This window comes from Pseudomonas sp. B21-019 (genome assembly GCF_024749225.1).
Classification (GTDB): Bacteria; Pseudomonadota; Gammaproteobacteria; order Pseudomonadales; family Pseudomonadaceae; genus Aquipseudomonas.
This window is the reverse complement of sequence record NZ_CP087193.1, coordinates 1510130-1531095: the sequence shown is the minus strand read 5'-3', so window position 1 is coordinate 1531095 and position 20966 is coordinate 1510130. Positions and strand designations below refer to the sequence as shown.

At 59.2% G+C, this 20966-nt stretch carries 10 protein-coding genes; 7 read left to right on the top strand and 3 right to left on the bottom strand.

The genetic code is table 11. The annotated features are described in order from the left end of the window. Positions 1-116: 116 nt before the first annotated feature. The 3 genes from LOY36_RS06780 to LOY36_RS06770 all read left to right on the top strand — a co-directional run bounded on the left by LOY36_RS06780 (position 117) and on the right by LOY36_RS06770 (position 16218). Entirely contained in the window at positions 117-13568 is a 13452-nt protein-coding gene (locus LOY36_RS06780) for a VCBS domain-containing protein (protein ID WP_258672717.1), read from the top strand. A gap of 136 nt (positions 13569-13704) precedes the next feature. Continuing rightward, on the top strand, positions 13705-14628 hold the full coding sequence (locus LOY36_RS06775) for a hypothetical protein (RefSeq protein WP_258672715.1): 924 nt from the start codon (positions 13705-13707) through the stop codon (positions 14626-14628). A 378-nt stretch (positions 14629-15006) separates the two neighbouring features. Then, a complete protein-coding gene (locus LOY36_RS06770) occupies positions 15007-16218 on the top strand; it encodes a site-specific integrase (RefSeq protein ID WP_258672714.1) in 1212 nt (403 codons plus the stop codon). On the opposite strand, the gene LOY36_RS06765 is transcribed toward LOY36_RS06770, so the two are convergent. Further along, positions 16215-16712 (bottom strand): hypothetical protein, encoded by a 498-nt coding sequence (locus tag LOY36_RS06765; protein WP_258672712.1) that lies wholly within the window; start codon positions 16710-16712, stop codon positions 16215-16217. The genes LOY36_RS06770 and LOY36_RS06765 overlap by 4 nt on opposite strands. 165 nt (positions 16713-16877) lie before the next feature. Between LOY36_RS06765 and LOY36_RS06760 the strand changes: the two genes are divergently transcribed. The 3 genes from LOY36_RS06760 (at position 16878) to LOY36_RS06750 (ending at position 17913) form a co-directional block, all read left to right on the top strand. Continuing rightward, a complete protein-coding gene (locus LOY36_RS06760) occupies positions 16878-17081 on the top strand; it encodes a helix-turn-helix domain-containing protein (RefSeq protein WP_258672711.1) in 204 nt (67 codons plus the stop codon). Between the two features lie 118 nt (positions 17082-17199). Beyond that, on the top strand, positions 17200-17436 hold the full coding sequence (locus LOY36_RS06755; protein ID WP_258672710.1) for a helix-turn-helix domain-containing protein: 237 nt from the start codon (positions 17200-17202) through the stop codon (positions 17434-17436). Positions 17437-17451: 15 nt separating this feature from the next. Beyond that, entirely contained in the window at positions 17452-17913 is a 462-nt protein-coding gene (locus LOY36_RS06750; protein ID WP_258672709.1) for a hypothetical protein, read from the top strand. A gap of 279 nt (positions 17914-18192) precedes the next feature. Here the strand turns inward: LOY36_RS06750 and LOY36_RS06745 are convergent, their stop codons facing one another. Both LOY36_RS06745 and LOY36_RS06740 read right to left on the bottom strand, forming a co-directional pair. Beyond that, on the bottom strand, positions 18193-18519 hold the full coding sequence (locus tag LOY36_RS06745) for a hypothetical protein (RefSeq protein ID WP_258672707.1): 327 nt from the start codon (positions 18517-18519) through the stop codon (positions 18193-18195). Further along, complete coding sequence (locus LOY36_RS06740; protein WP_258672706.1) at positions 18516-18761, bottom strand: hypothetical protein; 246 nt, start codon at positions 18759-18761, stop codon at positions 18516-18518. Before LOY36_RS06740 ends, LOY36_RS06745 begins: the two co-directional genes overlap by 4 nt. A gap of 683 nt (positions 18762-19444) precedes the next feature. Between LOY36_RS06740 and LOY36_RS06730 the strand changes: the two genes are divergently transcribed. Beyond that, positions 19445-20923, top strand: coding sequence for a hypothetical protein (locus tag LOY36_RS06730; RefSeq protein WP_258672704.1), 1479 nt, complete (start codon positions 19445-19447; stop codon positions 20921-20923). Positions 20924-20966: the final 43 nt, after the last annotated feature.

Sequence of the window (20966 nt, the reverse complement as noted above, 5' to 3'; positions counted from 1 at the left end):
TGTCCGGCGGCCGCCCCGTCCCGCTCCTGAACACTCTGAGCGGCGCAAGCACGGGACTTCGTCCTGTTAGCAGTCCCTGGCGATTCCAATAAAAAAAGCATTCTCGGGAGAAAGACATGGCTACCACCACCACGACCAGCGGCGGCACCGTTACTTCGTTTTCCAACACGCCGCAGGCGCAGGACGACATTTTCACTACAGGTGTCATTGGCACGAGCAGCGTGACCATCACTGAAGACCTGCAGGGTGTCGTGTACCTGGATGTCATGTCCAATGACCTGGGCGGTAACGCAAAGACGCTCTGGTCAGTTGATAACGCGACCAGCCTTTCTACTGCCACCAAGGTTTATGCCCCGGCCGATCTGCTGGTCCAGGACACGAGCAGAATTGAAGCGACGAGCACCGACACCAGCCTCAACGGGGCAAAAATCTGGATTACATCGGATGGCAAAGTCGGCTACGACGCCGCTACTTTATCGACTGCTTTCAAGGCGCAACTTCAGGAACTTGCTGCCGGAGCGTCCCTGGCAGACAGCTTTACGTATGCGATTCGTCTCGGCAATGGCACCCTCAGTTGGGCCACTGCGCAAGTGCAATTTGCCGGTATGAATGACAGTGTGACGATGAACATCGGCGTGCAGGCTGGCACGGTGACCGAAGATGCGCCCACAACGCCGAGCACTACCGATTCGCTGAGTACGACGGGCACGATTGCATTTAGCGATGTCGATCTGAGCGACACGCATACCGCTTCATTCGTGGCGGCGGGAGGCAATACCACAGCGCTGGGCAACTTCGCCCTTGCCTCTGTAATGGAAGCGGCCAATGCGGCCAACGGCACCGTCAACTGGACTTACACCGTGAACAATGCGGCAGCCCAGTACCTGGCCCAGGGTCAGACAGCTACCGAAACCTATGTGGTCACCGTCAGTGATGGGCATGGTTCGTCGACAACGCAAAATGTGATCATCACCATCACCGGCACCAACGACCAGGTGCACATCACCAGCGGCGTGCAGACCGGCGATGCCAAGGAAGACAGTGGCGACTACGCCGCCAACGGCAACATCACCTTCACCGACGCCGACCTGATCGACACCCACAGCGTCACCGTCACACCGGGCGCTTCCGGCTACCTGGGCAGCTTCACCACAGATCCACTGCACGACAGCACCGGCACCGGTAGCGGCTCACTGGGCTGGCACTTCGCGGTAGACAACGCCGCCGTGCAGTTCCTGGGCGAAGGCCAGACCCTCACCCAGACCTATAACGTGGCGATCGGCGACGGCACGGTACAGACCGTGACCATTACCATCACCGGCACCAACGACCGGCCGACGCTGACGATTGCCGACACCACCGGCGCCATGAGCGAAGGCAACGGTGCGGCCACACTGAGCGACAGCGGCGCACTGAGCTTTGCCGATGTGGACAACATCGACGTGGTGACTGTGTCGCACACCTCCAACGGCAACATCGCCTGGAGCGGCGGCACGCTCAATGCGGGCGTGGCTTCGGCGTTGGTTGCCGGGTTCTCGGTCGATCACAACAGCTGGGACTACAGCACCAGCCAGAACCTCGACTTCCTTGGCGCAGGTGAAACCATCACCTTCTCGTACACCGTGGTCGCCACCGACAACAGCGGCGCGGCTAACGCTGCTTCGGCGACGCAGACTGTGACCATCACCATTACTGGCAGCAATGACGCACCGGTGCTCAGCTTCGCGAGCGGCAACGATGCCGGCGCCGTGAAGGAAGACACCACCCTCAGTGTCAGTGGCCAGTTCAGCTCGACCGACATCGATCACGCGGCCACCGCCACCTGGAGCATTGCCGGGTCAAATACCGGCACCTATGGTTCGATCGCCGTGGACGGCAGCGGTAAGTGGACCTACACCCTGGCCAACGGCACCGATGGCGTTGCCAGTGCGGTGCAATCACTGAAGGTTGGCGAGAGTCACAACGAAGTGTTCAGTGTGCAGGTCAGCGATGGCCTCGGCGGCGTCGCCACCCATCTGGTGACCGTCACCGTCACCGGCAGCAACGACGCACCGGTGCTCAATTTCGCGTCGGGCAACGATGCCGGTGCGGTGCAGGAGGACAGCACCCTCAGTGTCAGTGGCCAGTTCAACTCGACCGACATCGATCACGCGGCCACCGCCACCTGGAGCATTGCCGGGTCAAATACCGGCACCTATGGTTCGATCGCCGTGGACGGCACCGGTAAGTGGACGTACACCCTGGCCAACGGCACCGATGGCGTTGCCAGTGCGGTGCAATCACTGAAGGTTGGTGAGAGTCACAACGAAGTGTTCAGCGTGCAGGTCAGCGATGGCCTCGGCGGCGTCGCCACCCATCTGGTGACCGTCACCGTCACCGGCAGCAACGACGCACCGGTGCTCAATTTCGCGTCGGGCAACGATGCCGGTGCGGTGCAGGAGGACAGCACGCTCAGCGTCAGTGGCCAATTCAGCTCGACCGACATCGATCACAATGCCACCGCCACCTGGAGCATTGCCGGGTCCAATACCGGCACTTACGGCTCGATCGCCGTCGACAGCACCGGCCAATGGACTTACACCCTGGCCAACGGCACCGATGGCGTCGCCAGTGCGGTGCAATCGCTGAAGGCCGGCGAGAGTCACAATGAAGTGTTCAGCGTGCAGGTCAGCGATGGCCTCGGTGGCGTCGCCACCCATCTGGTGACCGTCACCGTCACCGGCAGCAATGACGCGCCGGTGCTCAGCTTCGCCAGCGGCAACGATGTCGGCACCGTGCAGGAGGACACCACGCTCAGCGTCAGTGGCCAGTTCAGCTCGAGCGACATCGATCATGCAGCCACCGCCACCTGGTCGATCAATGGCTCGGCAACTGGAACCTACGGCTCGATCGCCGTCGACAGCAGCGGCCAATGGACGTACACCCTGGCCAACGGCAGCGATGGCGTTGCCAGTGCCGTGCAATCGCTGCAGGCCGGCGAGAGTCACGATGAAGTGTTCACCATCCAGGTCAGTGATGGCCTGGGTGGCGTCGACACCCAGCAAGTGACCGTCACTGTCACCGGCAGCAACGACGCCCCGGTGCTCAGCTTCGCGTCGGGCAACGATGCCGGCAACGTGCAGGAGGACACCACCCTCGGCGTCAGCGGCCAGTTCAGCTCAAGCGACATCGATCACAATGCCACCGCCACCTGGAGCATTGCCGGGTCCAATACCGGCACTTACGGCTCGATCGCCGTCGACATCACGGGCCAATGGACCTACACCCTGGCCAACGGCACCAATGGCGTCGCCAGTGCCGTGCAATCGTTGCAGGCCGGCGAGAGCCATAACGAAGTGTTCACCATCCAGGTCAGCGATGGCCTCGGCGGCGTCGACACCCAGCAAGTGACCGTCACCGTCACCGGCAGCAATGACGCGCCAGTGCTCAGCTTCGCGTCGGGCAACGATGCCGGCAACGTGCAGGAGGACACCACCCTCAGCGTCAGTGGCCAATTCAGCTCGACCGACATCGATCACAATGCCACCGCCACTTGGAGCATTGCCGGGTCCAATACCGGCACTTATGGCTCGATCGCCGTCGACAGCAGCGGCCAATGGACGTACACCCTGGCCAACGGCACCGATGGCGTTGCCAGTGCCGTGCAGTCGCTGCAGGCCGGCGAGACTCACAACGAAGTGTTCACCATCCAGGTCAGCGATGGCCTCGGCGGTGTCGACACCCAGCAGGTGACTGTCACCGTCACCGGCAGCAACGATGCGCCAGTACTCAGTTTCGCCAGCGGCAACGAGCTTGGCGCGGTGCAGGAAGACACCACCCTCAGCGTCAGCGGCCAGTTCAACTCGAGCGACATCGATCACAATGCCACCGCCACTTGGTCGATCAATGGCTCGGCCACTGGAACCTACGGCTCAATCGCCGTCGACAGCAGCGGTCAATGGACTTACACCCTGGCCAACGGCACCGATGGCGTCGCCAGTGCCGTGCAGTCGCTGCAGGCCGGCGAGACTCACAACGAAGTGTTCACCATCCAGGTCAGCGATGGCCTCGGCGGTGTCGACACCCAGCAGGTGACTGTCACCGTCACCGGCAGCAACGATGCGCCAGTACTCAGTTTCGCCAGCGGCAACGAGCTTGGCGCGGTGCAGGAAGACACCACCCTCAGCGTCAGCGGCCAGTTCAACTCGAGCGACATCGATCACAATGCCACCGCCACCTGGTCGATCAATGGCTCGGCAACTGGAACCTACGGCTCGATCGCCGTCGACAGCAGCGGTCAATGGACCTACACCCTGGCCAACGGCACCGATGGCGTCGCCAGTGCCGTGCAATCGTTGCAGGCCGGCGAGAGTCACAATGAAGTGTTCAGCGTGCAGGTCAGCGATGGCCTCGGCGGCGTCGCCACCCATCTGGTGACCGTCACCGTCACCGGCAGCAACGACGCGCCGGTGCTCAGCTTCGCCAGCGGCAACGATGTCGGCACCGTGCAGGAGGACACCACGCTCAGCGTCAGTGGCCAGTTCAGCTCGAGCGACATCGATCATGCAGCCACCGCCACCTGGTCCATCAATGGCTCGGCAACTGGAACCTACGGCTCGATCGCCGTCGACAGCACCGGTCAGTGGACTTACACCTTGGCCAACGGCACCAATGGCGTTGCCAGTGCGGTGCAATCGCTGCAGGCCGGCGAGAGTCACGATGAAGTGTTCACCATCCAGGTCAGTGATGGCCTGGGTGGCGTCGACACCCAGCAAGTGACCGTCACTGTCACCGGCAGCAACGACGCCCCGGTGCTCAGCTTCGCGTCGGGCAACGATGCCGGCAACGTGCAGGAGGACACCACCCTCAGCGTCAGTGGCCAATTCAGCTCGAGCGACATCGATCACAATGCCACCGCCACCTGGTCCATCAATGGCTCGGCAACTGGAACCTACGGCTCGATCGCCGTCGACAGCAGCGGTCAGTGGACTTACACCTTGGCCAACGGCACCAATGGCGTTGCCAGTGCGGTGCAATCGTTGCAGGCCGGCGAGACTCATAACGAAGTATTCACCATCCAGGTCAGCGATGGCCTCGGTGGCGTCGACACCCAGCAGGTGACCGTCACCGTCACCGGCAGCAACGACGCGCCGGTACTCAGCTTCGCGTCGGGCAACGATGCCGGTGCGGTGCAGGAGGACAGCACCCTCAGCGTCAGTGGCCAATTCAGCTCGACCGACATCGATCATGCAGCCACCGCCACCTGGTCCATCAATGGCTCGGCAACTGGAACCTACGGCTCGATCGCCGTCGACAGCAGCGGTCAATGGACCTACACCCTGACCAACGGCACCAATGGCGTCGCCAGCGCGGTGCAATCGTTGCAGGCCGGCGAGAGCCATAACGAAGTGTTCAGCGTGCAGGTCAGTGATGGCCTGGGCGGCGTCGACATCCAGCAGGTGACCGTCACTGTCACCGGCAGCAATGACGCACCCGTACTCAGTTTCGCCAGCGGCAACGATGCCGGCACCGTGCAGGAAGACACCACCCTCAGCGTCAGTGGCCAGTTCAGCTCGACCGACATCGACCACGCGGCCACCGCCACCTGGAGCATTGCCGGGTCAAATACCGGCACCTATGGTTCGATCGCCGTGGACGGCAGCGGTAAGTGGACCTACACCCTGGCCAACGGCACCGATGGCGTTGCCAGTGCCGTGCAATCGTTGCAGGCCGGCGAGAGCCATAACGAAGTGTTCAGTGTGCAGGTCAGCGATGGCCTCGGCGGCGTCGACACCCAGCAGGTGACCGTCACCGTCAGCGGCAGCAACGACGCCCCCGTGCTCAGTTTCGCCAGCGGCAACGATGCCGGCAACGTGCAGGAGGACACCACCCTCAGCGTCAGTGGCCAGTTCAGCTCGAACGACATCGACCACGCGGCCACCGCCACTTGGTCGATCAATGGCTCGGCCACTGGAACCTACGGCTCGATCGCCGTCGACAGCACGGGCCAATGGACTTACACCCTGGCCAACGGCACCGATGGCGTCGCCAGTGCGGTGCAATCACTGAAGGTTGGCGAGAGTCACAACGAAGTGTTCAGTGTGCAGGTCAGCGATGGCCTCGGCGGCGTCGACACCCAACTGGTGACCATCACCGTCACCGGCAGCAATGACGCGCCGGTACTCAGCTTCGCCAGCGGCAACGATGTCGGCGCGGTGCAGGAAGACACCACCCTCAGCGTCAGCGGCCAGTTCAGCTCGAGCGACATCGACCACGCGGCCACCGCCACCTGGTCGATCAATGGCTCGGCAACTGGAACCTATGGCTCGATCGCCGTCGACAGCAGCGGCCAATGGACGTACACCCTGGCCAACGGCAGCGATGGCGTTGCCAGTGCCGTGCAATCGCTGCAGGCCGGCGAGAGTCACGATGAAGTGTTCACCATCCAGGTCAGTGATGGCCTGGGTGGCGTCGACACCCAGCAAGTGACCGTCACTGTCACCGGCAGCAACGACGCCCCGGTGCTCAGCTTCGCGTCGGGCAACGATGCCGGCAACGTGCAGGAGGACACCACCCTCGGCGTCAGCGGCCAGTTCAGCTCAAGCGACATCGATCACAATGCCACCGCCACCTGGAGCATTGCCGGGTCCAATACCGGCACTTACGGCTCGATCGCCGTCGACATCACGGGCCAATGGACCTACACCCTGGCCAACGGCACCAATGGCGTCGCCAGTGCCGTGCAATCGTTGCAGGCCGGCGAGAGCCATAACGAAGTGTTCACCATCCAGGTCAGCGATGGCCTCGGCGGCGTCGACACCCAGCAAGTGACCGTCACCGTCACCGGCAGCAATGACGCGCCAGTGCTCAGCTTCGCGTCGGGCAACGATGCCGGCAACGTGCAGGAGGACACCACCCTCAGCGTCAGTGGCCAATTCAGCTCGACCGACATCGATCACAATGCCACCGCCACCTGGAGCATTGCCGGGTCCAATACCGGCACTTATGGCTCGATCGCCGTCGACAGCAGCGGCCAATGGACGTACACCCTGGCCAACGGCACCGATGGCGTTGCCAGTGCCGTGCAATCGCTGCAGGCCGGCGAGAGTCACAACGAAGTGTTCACCATCCAGGTCAGCGATGGCCTCGGCGGCGTCGACACCCAGCAGGTGACCGTCACCGTCACCGGCAGCAATGACGCGCCCGTACTCAGTTTCGCCAGCGGCAACGATGTCGGCACCGTGCAGGAAGACAGCACGCTCAGCGTCAGCGGCCAGTTCAGCTCAAGCGACATTGATCACAATGCCACCGCCACCTGGAGCATCGCCGGGTCCAATACCGGCACTTATGGCTCGATCGCCGTCGACAGCAGCGGTCAGTGGACCTACACCCTGGCCAACGGCACCGATGGCGTCGCCAGTGCCGTGCAGTCACTGAAGGCCGGCGAGACTCATAACGAAGTGTTCACCATCCAGGTCAGCGATGGCCTCGGCGGCGTCGACACCCAGCAGGTGACCGTCACCGTCACCGGCAGCAACGACGCACCCGTACTCAGCTTCGCGAGCGGCAACGATGCCGGCGCCGTGAAGGAAGACACCACCCTCAGCGTCAGTGGCCAGTTCAGCTCGGCCGACATCGATCATGCGGCCACCGCCACCTGGAGCATTGCCGGGTCCAATACCGGCACTTATGGCTCGATCGCCGTGGACGGCAGCGGTCAGTGGACTTACACCTTGGCCAACGGCACCAATGGCGTCGCCAGTGCCGTGCAATCGTTGCAGGCCGGCGAGAGTCACAACGAAGTGTTCAGCGTGCAGGTCAGCGATGGCCTCGGTGGCGTCGACACCCAGCAGGTGACCGTCACCGTCACCGGCAGCAACGACGCACCCGTACTCAGCTTCGCGAGCGGCAACGATGCCGGCGCCGTGAAGGAAGACACCACCCTCAGCGTCAGTGGCCAGTTCAGCTCGGCCGACATCGATCATGCGGCCACCGCCACCTGGAGCATTGCCGGGTCCAATACCGGCACTTATGGCTCGATCGCCGTCGACGGCAGCGGTCAGTGGACTTACACCCTGGCCAACGGCACCGATGGCGTTGCCAGTGCGGTGCAGTCACTGAAGGCCGGCGAGACTCATAACGAAGTATTCACCATCCAGGTCAGCGATGGCCTGGGCGGCGTCGACACCCAGCAGGTGACTGTCACCGTCACCGGCAGCAACGACGCCCCCGTGCTCAGCTTCGCGTCGGGCAACGATGCCGGTGCGGTGCAGGAAGACAGCACCCTCAGCGTCAGTGGCCAGTTCAGCTCGGCCGACATCGATCATGCGGCCACCGCCACCTGGAGCATTGCCGGGTCCAATACCGGCACTTATGGCTCGATCGCCGTCGACGGCAGCGGCCAATGGACTTACACCCTGGCCAACGGCACCGATGGCGTCGCCAGTGCCGTGCAATCGTTGCAGGCCGGCGAGAGCCATAACGAAGTGTTCAGCGTGCAGGTCAGCGATGGCCTCGGCGGCGTCGCCACCCAGCAGGTGACCGTCACTGTCACCGGCAGCAATGATGCACCCGTACTCAGTTTCGCCAGCGGCAACGAGCTTGGCGCGGTGCAGGAAGACACCAGCCTCAGCGTCAGTGGCCAATTCAGCTCAAGCGACATCGACCACGATGCCACCGCCACTTGGTCGATCAATGGCTCGGCCACCGGAACCTACGGCTCAATCGCCGTGGACAGCACGGGCCAATGGACTTACACCCTGGCCAACGGCACCAATGGCGTCGCCAGTGCCGTGCAATCGTTGCAGGCCGGCGAGACTCATAACGAAGTGTTCAGCGTCCAGGTCAGCGATGGCCTCGGCGGTGTCGACACCCAGCAGGTGACTGTCACCGTCACCGGCAGCAACGACGCCGCCGTGCTGTCCTCGGCCAATGTCACACTGACCGAAACCAATGCTCCGCTAACTACGGGTGGTAGCCTGACCGTCAGTGATATCGACAGCCCGGAAAGCTTCCACACGCAAACCAACACCGCTGGCAGCTACGGCCAGTTCTCCATCGCCACCGACGGAGCCTGGACCTACGTCGCCAATTCCGCGCACAACGAGTTCGCTGCCGGCACCACCTACACCGACACCTTCGCGGTGAGCAGTGCCGACGGCACCCTCACTTCGGTCACCGTGCACATCCTCGGTACCAACGATGCGGCCGTGCTGTCCGCTGGCACCGCCAACCTCACCGAGACCAATGCCGCCGTCGACATCTCCACCGCCGGCACCCTGACCATCAGCGACGTCGACAGTGCCGCAACCTTCGTCGCGCAAACCAACACCGCCGGCAGCTACGGCCAGTTCTCCATCGGCACCGGCGGTGCCTGGACCTACGTCGCCAATTCCGCGCACAACGAGTTCGCCGCCGGCACCACCTACACCGACACCTTCGCGGTGAGCAGTGCCGACGGCACCCTCACTTCGGTCACCGTGCACATCCTCGGTACCAACGATGCGGCCGTGCTGTCCGCTGGCACCGCCAACCTCACCGAGACCAATGCCGCCGTCGACATCTCCACCACCGGCACCCTGACCATCAGCGACGTCGACAGTGCCGCAACCTTCGTCGCACAAACCAACACCGCCGGCAGCTACGGCCAGTTCTCCATCGGCACCGGCGGTGCCTGGACCTACGTCGCCAATTCCGCGCACAACGAGTTCGCTGCCGGCACCACCTACACCGACACCTTCGCGGTGAGCAGTGCCGATGGCACCCTCACCTCAGTCACCGTTCATATCGCCGGCAGCAACGACTCACCGACAATCACCTCAAACGGTGGTGGTGCGACGGCTTCGATCAATGTGGTAGAGAACACCACGGCGGTCACAACGGTAACGGCGACTGATGTTGATCTGCCGGCACAAACGCTGACCTACAGCATCGTCGGCGGAGCGGATGCCGCGAAGTTCTCGATCGCTTCAGGCACAGGCGCGCTGAGCTTTATCTCTGCACCCAACTTTGAAGCACCGACTGATTCGGGAACGAACAACGTCTATGACGTGATTGTGCGGGCATCGGACGGCACGCTGTTCGACGACCAGGCGATCGCGGTAACCGTGACAGGCGTCAACGACAACTCCCCGGTGATCACCTCCAACGGCGGTGGTGCGACCGCTTCGGTCAACGTGGCGGAGAACACCACGGCGGTCACGACAGTGGCAGCGACCGATGCAGACCTGCCGGCACAAACGCTGACCTACAGCATCGTCGGCGGAGCGGATGCCGCGAAGTTCTCGATCGCTTCAGGCACAGGCGCGCTGAGCTTTATCTCTGCACCCAACTTTGAAGCACCGACTGATTCGGGAACGAACAACGTCTATGACGTGATTGTGCGGGCATCGGACGGCACGCTGTTCGACGACCAGGCGATCGCGGTAACCGTGACAGGCGTCAACGACAACTCCCCGGTGATCACCTCCAACGGCGGTGGTGCGACCGCTTCGGTCAACGTGGCGGAGAACACCACGGCGGTCACGACAGTGGCAGCGACCGATGCAGACCTGCCGGCACAAACGCTGACCTACAGCATCGTCGGCGGAGTGGATGCCGCGAAGTTCTCGATCGCTTCAGGCACAGGCGCGCTGAGCTTTATCTCTGCACCCAACTTTGAAGCACCGACTGATTCGGGAACGAACAACGTCTATGACGTGATTGTGCGGGCATCGGACGGCACGCTGTTCGACGACCAGGCGATCGCGGTAACCGTGACAGGCGTCAACGACAACTCCCCGGTGATCACCTCCAACGGCGGTGGTGCGACGGCTTCGGTCAGCGTGGCGGAGAACACCACGGCGGTCACGACAGTGGCAGCGACCGATGCAGACCTGCCGGCACAAACGCTGACCTACAGCATCGTCGGCGGAGCGGATGCCGCGAAGTTCTCGATCGCTTCAGGCACAGGCGCGCTGAGCTTCATCTCTGCACCCAACTTTGAAGCACCGACTGACTCGGGAACGAACAACGTCTATGACGTGATTGTGCGGGCATCGGACGGCACGCTGTTCGACGACCAGGCGATCGCGGTAACCGTGACGGGCGTCAACGACAATAGCCCGATTATCACCTCCAACGGTGGTGGTGCGACCGCTTCGGTCAGCGTGGCGGAGAACACCACGGCGGTCACGACAGTGGTGGCGACCGATGCCGATCTACCAGCGCAGACGCTGAGCTACTCGATCCTGAATACGGCCGGGACAGACTTCAGCAAATTCTCGATCAGTTCGAGCGGGGTGCTGACGTTCAATTCGGCGCCCGACTACGAGAATCCCCAGGATGTCGGTGGGACCGCCGGCGACAATGCCTATGTTGTGGACGTTCAGGTGGCCGACGGCAATGGCGGAGTCGACACGCAGACCATTACGGTAAACGTGCAGAACGTCGTTGAGACGCCAGTTGATACCGTGCCGCCGACGGTGGCAGTGACGGGGACGGCCTTAGGGAGTTCGGTCGGTTCAACGTCGACGGTCACATTCCAGTTCAGTGAGACGGTGAGCGGTTTCAGCCTTGCTGACGTCTCGGTGACGACCACGAGTGGAACGCCCCGCGGAACCTTCAGTAACTTTACCCAGGTTGACGGCGATACCTTCACAGCGACGCTGACCAGAACGCAGGGCGGTAGCATAAAAGTCGACGTTGCCGCGAACAGCTACACCGACCTGGCGGGTAATCCTGGTGCTGCCGGGAGCAGTGCAAACCTTCCGGCAGGCGTTGCCGGCGAACCCATCAACCTAGCCCTCTACGCTCCATTGGCAGATATTAGCGGCCCGGTGACGGTGGCCATCAGCGGTGTTCCTTCGGGATGGGTGTTCAATGCAGGAACCGACAATGGCGACGGCACCTGGACCGTACAGACCAGCGATCCCGGCGCATTAACCGTGACACCCCCAAGCGACTTCGTGGGAGCGTTGGTGCTTGATGTCAACATGAGCTGGAGCAACAGCGACGGCAGCACCGCAAGTGCCTACGTGTTCAACAACGTCGAAGTCTACGCCCCGGGTGCGCCGATCTTCGCCTTGTCCGCTAACGACAACCTGACCGGCTCGTCCGGTGCCGACACCTTCGTCTTCGCCCAACCGATCGGCAACAACCAGATCTTCAATTTCGATGCCGCGGCGGACAAGATCGACTTGGTCGGCTTCACGGGCATCAACGGCTTTGCAGACTTGAGTATCACTAACGACGCCAACGGCAATGCACTGGTCAGCATAAGCTCCGGCCAAACGGTCACTCTCAAAGGTGTCGATGCAGCGGACTTGAGCGAAGCGAACTTCCAGTTCGATGTCGACCCGCTTACCAACAACGCCGGTACCCTCACCATTGCCGACGGCGCGATCATGCCGTTCGGTGGCAGTATCCATAACAGCGGCACCATCGAGCTCGGCTCCGCCGGCAGCGCAACCAGCCTTGAGGTTCTGTTCCGTGGCGCGACCTTGACCGGTGGCGGCCAGGTGCTGCTATCCGACAACGCGCAAAACGTGATTTTCGGCGGCAGCGCCGACACCGTACTGAACAACGTCGACAACCGCATTTCCGGCGCCGGCCAGTTGGGTGCCGGGCAGATGGTGCTGATCAATTCGGGGCTGATCATGGCCAGCGGGCTGAACAGCCTGGTGCTCGACACCGGCACCCACACCATCACCAACAGCGGGGTGCTGGAGTCCACGGGCCCAGGCGGCATGACGGTGGCCAGCACGGTCGAAAACACCGGCCACCTGTGGGCCAATGGTGGTGACCTGCGCCTGCTGGCCGACGTGACCGGCGATGGCAGCGCGACCATCGACGGTAACGCGACCCTGACCTTCTCCGGTGCTGCACACGGGTCCGTCGCCTTCCACGGCGAAGGCGCGGGTACGCTGGTGATCGCACAGGCCGAAACAGCGGGCTCGCTGGCCGGCATCCTCGGCCTTGAGAGCAATGACATGCTGACGTTCGGCAATCTCACTTTCGGCGCCAACACCCAACTCAGCTACAACACCAACGCCTCTGGCGCCGGCGGCCTGCTGACAGTGGACGACGGCGTGCATCGGGCCGAGGTGAACCTGCTGGGGCATTACTCGGCGGAAGACTTCCAGGTCACCGACGGCGGCGCGGCCGGCACTCAAGTCAGTTACCACGGAGAATCCAGCGGCACGCTGGTGGGCACCATGCTCGCAGACACGATCAGTGGCGGCGACGGCAACGACATCATCGTGGGCCGTGGCGGTGCAGACACGCTCAGCGGTGGCGCGGGAGCCGACGTGTTTGCCTACTTCAACGTGAATGAAGGCGGCGACCATATCCTCGACTACAACTACGCCGAAGGGGACAAAATCGACCTCTCCGCACTGCTCAAGGCGAACTTTGTCGCCGGCACCAGCCAGGTGTCGGACTTTGTCCAAGTGGTGCAGACCGGCAACGACATCACCGTGAAGGTGGACCCTGATGGCGCAAGCAATGGCAAGAATTTCGTCGATGTGGCGGTGCTTGACCACACTGGTACGCCTGGACCCGATCTGGTGCGCACCTGGTTCGGGGATTCCGAGCATACGCTGACGGCTTGATCGTGGGCTGGGGTTGAGCAGTTGATGAGAATGGAGACCAGGGAAGGTCGAATATGAATTGCACGATACCAACGTGAAATCCAAGCATGACGCGCCCAGAGGGGGGTGTATGTTCCGATGGATGAGGGAACTTTGGGTGGGATCGGATCTGGTCGAGTTTGAGAGCTCGTTCGGACTGGCGGAATCTGTTGAGCGCCTGAAAGCAGCGACACGGCGCTGGTCTATGTTTGCCTTTTCGCGAGAAGCGGCCGTGGGAACGGTGACGGAGTCTCGCGTTTCGCTTCAACGTGTCATCCCGATGGTACGCAACTCATTCAAGCCACTTTTCGTCGGCCGATTCCAGGTGCGCCAAAACCAGGTCGTGCTAACCGGGCGTTTTGCGCTGCACTGGTCCGTTAAGCTCTTCATGGGCTTCTGGTTCGGGTTTTGTGCGTTCCATACAGCATTGGCATTATTTGCCGCCGTGCCTGCGCCCCACACCACACTCTTGCCGCTGGGGGGGCTTGCAATGATTGCCTGTGGGATTGGCGTGGTGCGGATCTGTATGTGGTTTTCCCGCAACGATCAGGCATGGCTGTCTGACGTCATTCGCACGGCGCTGAGTAATCAGGTCGCGATTGCATCAAAAGGTTTGCCGCCCGATGAGCTTCGGAGCTCCCCAAAGCGGCCACCCACTGTCATCGTGATTGTCACAGCGGTGCTCGCCTTCCAAGGGCTCATGTTCTGCGTTTCTGCCATAACGGATATCCAGCCTTCCCTTGGCGATCCAAGTGGTTCGGTCTTTACACACTATGCAGACGTCAGACTTCGCTATCTTTCCGTAATCTATGGCGCCGTTATGCTCCCGCTGGCTTTCGACGTTTACCGACAGCGCATGTTTGCGTGGCGAATGGGGTTCCTGGCGCTTTTTGGAGGGGCAGCCCTCCAGGCGCTTGGCTTGCTTGCCCGAGAGGATCTTGGCAATGCGCGTCAAACCATAATCTTCTGCGTCGCCTCCCTGGTGATCACCATCGTCTGGGGGTGTTGGTGGTACGCGCAGCGCGTCCATTTTCACGATTGATCGGGAGAGTCGATAGACCGCCTCTCACGCCCTCCTGTGGAGGACTGGCAGCTAAGCTTGATATGACACGACAGTTATGAAAAAGCCCCGCCAGATAACAATCTGAGCAGGGCTTTTCTTTGCTTAAAGCATACCTGTTGCACCCACCTAGCACCCATGAGGGTTAAGCAGAGAAACGAAGAAACGCTGTAGGCCTTGAATTATATGGTGTCCCAGGGCAGGTTCGAACTGCCAACCTTCCCCTTAGGAGGGTCAATTTAAACGCCGACCCGCCTGACAAAGCCCCGTAACTGCTGGGCTTTTCGTCCGGTTGCGTCCATAAAAACGGCCCCGTATAGTTCTTTTTGCTGCCACGGTGCTGTCACGGAGCTGTATTGCTTGAAAACGAAGATCACCCAAAAGCTCATCAACAGCCTGCCCATTGAGCCGAAGGCTTACCGCGTGCATGACACTGTACAGCCCGGCTTGTTCATCCGCGTGCTGCCGAGTGGGCATAAATCCTACATGGTGACCTGGGGTCGCAACAAGAATGCCACCCTCGGCCGCGTCGGAGTGGTGACGCTTGATCAGGCGCGCACCGAAGCCGCCCAGTATCTGGCCGATGCGCACGCCCACGGGGAGCCGCTAGCTGTCGCACAGGGACGGAAAGGTGCCGCCCTCCCCTCGTTGCGCCAGTTCATCGACGACACCTATATGCCCTGGTTCAAGGCGCACCACAAAGGGCATGAGAAAACCCTGCACACGCTCGATAACAACTTCGAGGCGATCATGCGCCAGCGTCTCGACTCAATCACTGGTCGGGATCTTGACCAGATCCGCACCGGTTGGATGCAGGCCGGCAACAAGCCATCGACGGTCAACCGCAAAATGGGCTCCATCAGCGGCGTCTTCAGTAGAGCTGTTGAGTGGGAGTACATCGACGCCCACCCGATGGAGAGGCTCAAAGCCCTCAAGGTCGACTCCATGGGGCTGGTCCGCTATCTGGATGCCGACGAGACCAAGCGACTGCGCGAAGCACTAGACGCGCGTCAAGACGAGGCGCGGGCCGAGCGCGAGACGGCGAACAAGTGGCGAGCAGACCGCGGCAAAGAGTTGATGCCGAGCTTGCTGAAATTGCCCTTCACCGACCACCTGAAGCCCATGGTGCTGGTGTCGCTGAATACCGGCATGAGGCGCGGCGAACTGTTCGACCTGAAATGGTCAGCGGTGAACTTCCAAACGAAGACGATCACCGCCGCCGGCGCCACCACCAAAACGAGCGACACACGGCATATCCCAATGAACAGGGAAACCTTCGGCGTACTGGAGGATTGGAAAAAGCAGGTAGGTAAGTCTCGGTACGTTTTCCCGAGTCAGGCCGGCGGCCGCCTAGAGGACGTTAAAAGCGCCTGGCTCAATCTACTGGAGCGCGCCAAGATCGAGGGCTTCCGATGGCACGATATGCGACACGACTTCGCGTCACGCCTGGTAATGGTCGGTGTACCGCTCAACACAGTGCGGGATTTGTTGGGGCACGCCGATATCAAGATGACGCTTCGATATGCTCACCTGGCCCCTGGCACGAAGGCTGCTGCTGTTGATTTACTTTAAAAGGGCGGCTCGAAAGGAACGATCGTCCTACTCTCTTTGTTATCTTCTACATGATCCAGAAGATTAGTCCACCAGCGCCGAAGATTCTGCCGATCAATCCGCCCCACCCCTGGAACTTCCCAGTAAGTTTCCATATCGCGAGAGTCAGCAACGACAAAGAACTTAGAGGCCTTGATGGTCTCCCAAATTCGCTGCTCCTCGTACGTGATCAACGATGGCAAATAATGACAAAGTTGAACAAACCGCTCGCTTTCGTCCGTTGACCATATTTCGCTCACCGCGCTGAGAAGCGACATAGGGTGTGCCTCGCCTCCAGATACAAACGGCGCGTCGAGATCGAAAGCTATCTCCTCAATCGCAGCTTCTACTACTCCGGTGATTGATTGGCGGCGAATGCGAGAGATCAGCTCAATCATTAGCTTAACCTTGGGATCGAGACGAAGTGTCAACGTCTCCGTCTTCCGTGCGCCTTGGCTGGGCTTGTTCTTCGCCATCTCTTAAGCCTCTGTCAATTTATGCGTAAATCGAATCGTACATATTGCGTCCGGATAAGTCCATGCGCTCACACCCATCCAGTGATTGCAGTTGACGTGCACGATTCACAGCAATAGGATTGCCGCAGACCTTGGCACCGGTGACCGGGGTATCGGAGATAAACCATGGAACAAGCTCAGCAACAAATGGCACCGCTGTCGGTGAGCGTCGAAGAATCCGCACGCATTTTGGGGATCTCGCGTTCAGCTACTTACGAGCTCATCGCTCAAGGCGAAATCAAGACGTTCAAGATTGGTCGGCGCCGCCTAGCGTTGGCATCCGAACTGAAGGCATTCATTGAGCGCGCAGCTAGGGAAGGCGCACGGTGAATCACAAAAATAATCAGGAGGAAGTATTGCGCAGGAATGCGCTAGAGATTGCCAAGGCGGTGCTCGAACACCGCCTTAGCGAGAACACACTGGCTAGCACCAACGTGAAGGGCAAACTATGACACGCCATTCTTCTACCGAGCAAGACCGCAAGATGATCGAGGCGCTGAGAAACGGCCCGGTATCGACCATTGAAGCTGCCAAAAATCTGGATATTGTCCAGCCACCAAACACGATCCGCCGCCTCAGGAAAAAGGGGCATGAGATCCGCACCTACTGGACGCATCAGTCCACTGAGCCAGGCCGGCCACCTCATCGCGTGGCCAAATACATCCTCATGCGCGAAGCGTCGTAATCCAAGATCGCGGAGATGCCCTCAATGCTGAGGGCGTTTCTGCGCCTGCCTGTGAGCGGCCGTATGGCGACAAAAAGAAAGGGGTTTAAACCCAAGGCCAAACCGTTTGCCATGATGCTGTGGCAGATGGGGCAGTCTGCCCCCTATCGTGCGCTGAGCTTCACCGCCAGGGGGGTTCTGATGGAGCTGCACATGCAGTACAACGGGAATAACAACGGTGACCTGTCAGCCACAAGAACAATGGCGAAAGAGTGGGGGGTGAGCTCTCCGAACATTTTGCAAAAGGCGCTGACTGATCTCTTGAATGGAGGGTGGATCATCCAAACCCGAAGCAGTGTTTTCTCCCGGCACGGCTCGCGGTGCGCGCTGTACGCGCTTTCCTGGTATTCGATTGACGATTGCCCAGGCAAAGAACTCGAAATATCCCCAACTAGCGCCCCGCCGAGAACGGTCCGAGATCTGACAAATTCGATTTGATCCGGTATCAAATCAATACACAGAGCGGTATCGAATCAATACACGTAGAAAAACCAACAGTACCGTTCCGTCCGGTTATGTTCAGAAATTAACCCATCGTGTATTGATTCAATACCACTAAATCAATTCTTCCTGTATCGAATCAATACACCCTTATAAATATCTACCATACCAGTCTGCCAAAACAGGCATTGCCCATCCGCGCCGGTGGGCCAAATGTAAGAAGGCACCACCCTGTTGTGGGGTAGTGCCCTGGTTACTACGGAGTTTTCGTGGTTGTCAGTCAGCGTCTGTGGGAGCGAACGGCTCGGCACCATCACGCAGTGCACGAAGCCCAATTACCGCCGCCCGGGCCACGCGATCAATGAATCCAGTTTCTAGGCTTGTGCACCGCCCACCCATTCCCACAATTGCGAATTGGATGGCGTGGAACGCTTCGGTTTCATCATGGGAGGCCAGCTCAAAGACTTCACCATCGAAACAGGCGATACCCTTTGCCCAGTCCGCCGGCGCTCCGCGGTTATACAGGGGCCAATTGATCAGCCGTCCTCCGTCGTCACGCTTCGTAAAGCTCAGGTCATCACGGCTTTTGATTTGCCCGATCATTTGGCCACCTCCGCGGTGTCCAGAGCGTCCTGCATCTTCTCGACTTCGCAGTCGACATAGTTCGCCCAGTCATAACCCAGGAAGCCGCCAAGGTTGGCCAGCTCCTCGATATCGTGCGACTTACCATGCTTCATGTCCTTGATGATGGAGTTGAACAACACCCGCATGTGATTGATGCGTTCGTGGGTGGCGCGCAGCAGGTCGAGCGCGTCGTCGGCGATGTTGGCAGGCGTCTGGCTCATTGCGCGCCCCCTACGAGAGTCGTGTTCCCTTGGCCTTTCAGTGTGTTACTGGTAATTTGGTAAAGTTGCATGACGTATACCTTCAAGTGGCGTCGTGTGGCAGCCAGGCCGCTGTTGACGCAGCGGCTTGGCACCTTTCCTAAATTGGCTGAATCCTCAGCCGATAAAAAGCACCCAAATCAAGGGTGTTTGCTTCGCCGGATATCGTCCACAAGTTCCGGATCCATGCTTTCTGTTTCGCTAATCCATCCTGCCGCCCAGCTTAGAGGGTGCATGGCACCCATGGGCTCACAAGGCTCACCATTGGCAGCTGCGCGCCTGCCCGCGTCCTCAGCTTCGGTATGAATCCACAACGTCCTCTGCGTGAACCCGGCCTCTCGCTGCCGCTCGCGGAACAGTCGCTGCCTTTCAGCTAGGCCTTTGGGTTTCTTCTCGTCAGTCATATTTCCTCCGGTAATCACAATGCGTTACCCGTAACGAATCAACACTATAAGAACCCGTTACGGGTAACGCAACAAGAGATTGCAAAAAAATGCGCATTCCTCTCGTTGACTGATGCCCCGAACGTGGCGGAAGCTGTCTCCTTGCACGAAAATAGATGCCTGTTCCAGCGGCAAAAGAAGCCTACTGAGCCTCTGCCGTTTTAATAATCAACTTTTGCGTATAGGGATATTGGGGAATTTATGTCTTTTCTAGGTGTTGACCAAAAGGTCTTTGACGCATTTCGATCAGAAGTTGAGAAAGGTTTCGACGCCCTTCGACAAGAAATAAAAACAAAGGCAACTGACTCGGAAGAAATTGCCAGCAACGCCGCAAAAAATGCCAAAGCGATTGAAGAAAAAATAATCGCGACAAAATCAAGTATCGACACCGCGTTAACAGAGCTCACCGCACTCAACGTCGACGCTAAGGCTGAGCTTGTCAAAATACGAATGATTAGAGACTCCGTAGAGCAAGACAAAGCACTAACTCAGTCAATCGTAACAGCCAGCCAAACAGCATATGCAGAGCTTTTAAAAGCTAAAGATCAGGCTGAAGCACAGGCCACCGACATTACATCAAACTACACGATAATAAAATCAGCACTGAGCGAAAGTGCACAACTTCCAGAACAAGTAGAGCTTATTAATAAACTTTTGGAAAACTCCAAAAGAATCAGCGAAAACATTGACAGCCTACTTACACACTCAATAAAGAGAAAAGCCGATATAGATGAATTACACGCAGAAATTCTTGGAGTAGAAATAAAAGCCGCCGACGGCACTGTAGAGCGAGTAGACGGACTAGTAGACGAGTTAAAGACTTCTTACGACGGAGTTGCAAACCAAGCAGTCGAGCTTAACGAAACAATCCAAAATCTAACATCAACTATAACTGACAAGCATGAAAAACAACTGAAGACCGAGAATGAAAAATTTGAAAAGTTGGTTTCAGAGTCAAAAGATAGAATTCTAGCGATCAACAATCAGCTGACCGGATTGCTGCCTGGCGCAATGGCCGAAGGTTTAAGTGCCGCGTATGAAAAAAAGAAAGAAGACGAGATAGTCTCTCAAGAAAAATACGAGAAAAGCTTTGCCATTGCAATCGGATTAATGGTAACAGTTTCATTGATCCCTTTCTTCGTTGATATTTACCTTCTTGGTTGGAGGGGCTCAGATCTCGTGCAGGTGATAAAGGACACGCCAAGCCTGATCATCTCCATTTTTCCTCTATACTTTCCCGTATTATGGCTTGCATACTCATCAAACAAGAAACTTAACTTATCCAAACGACTAATTGAAGAATATACACACAAGGCGGTCCTTGGAAAAACCTTTTCCGGCCTATCAAACCAAATTGAATCGCTACCTCGCGAGAGTTTGGTTCGAGATGAACTTAGAACAAGACTTCTCTTTAATCTGCTCCAAGTCAGCTCTGAGAATCCTGGAAAGCTCATTACTGACTACAACAAATCAGATCACCCTTTAATGGACGCACTTGAAAATAGCGCAAAGCTTTCTGACTCGATGGACGCCCTATCTAAAATTCCAGGTTTCTCGGCGATATCAAAAAAGCTAGCTGAAACTTCAGAACGGATTCTCAAGGCAGAAACTCAAAAGGTCGAAAACGGGCTTGCAGCGCAAGAAGCGATGGAATCTCCACAAACAAAGACAACTGCATAGAATGCGAGCGCAAGGGTCGGATCTCAAATCTGACCCTTCTGGA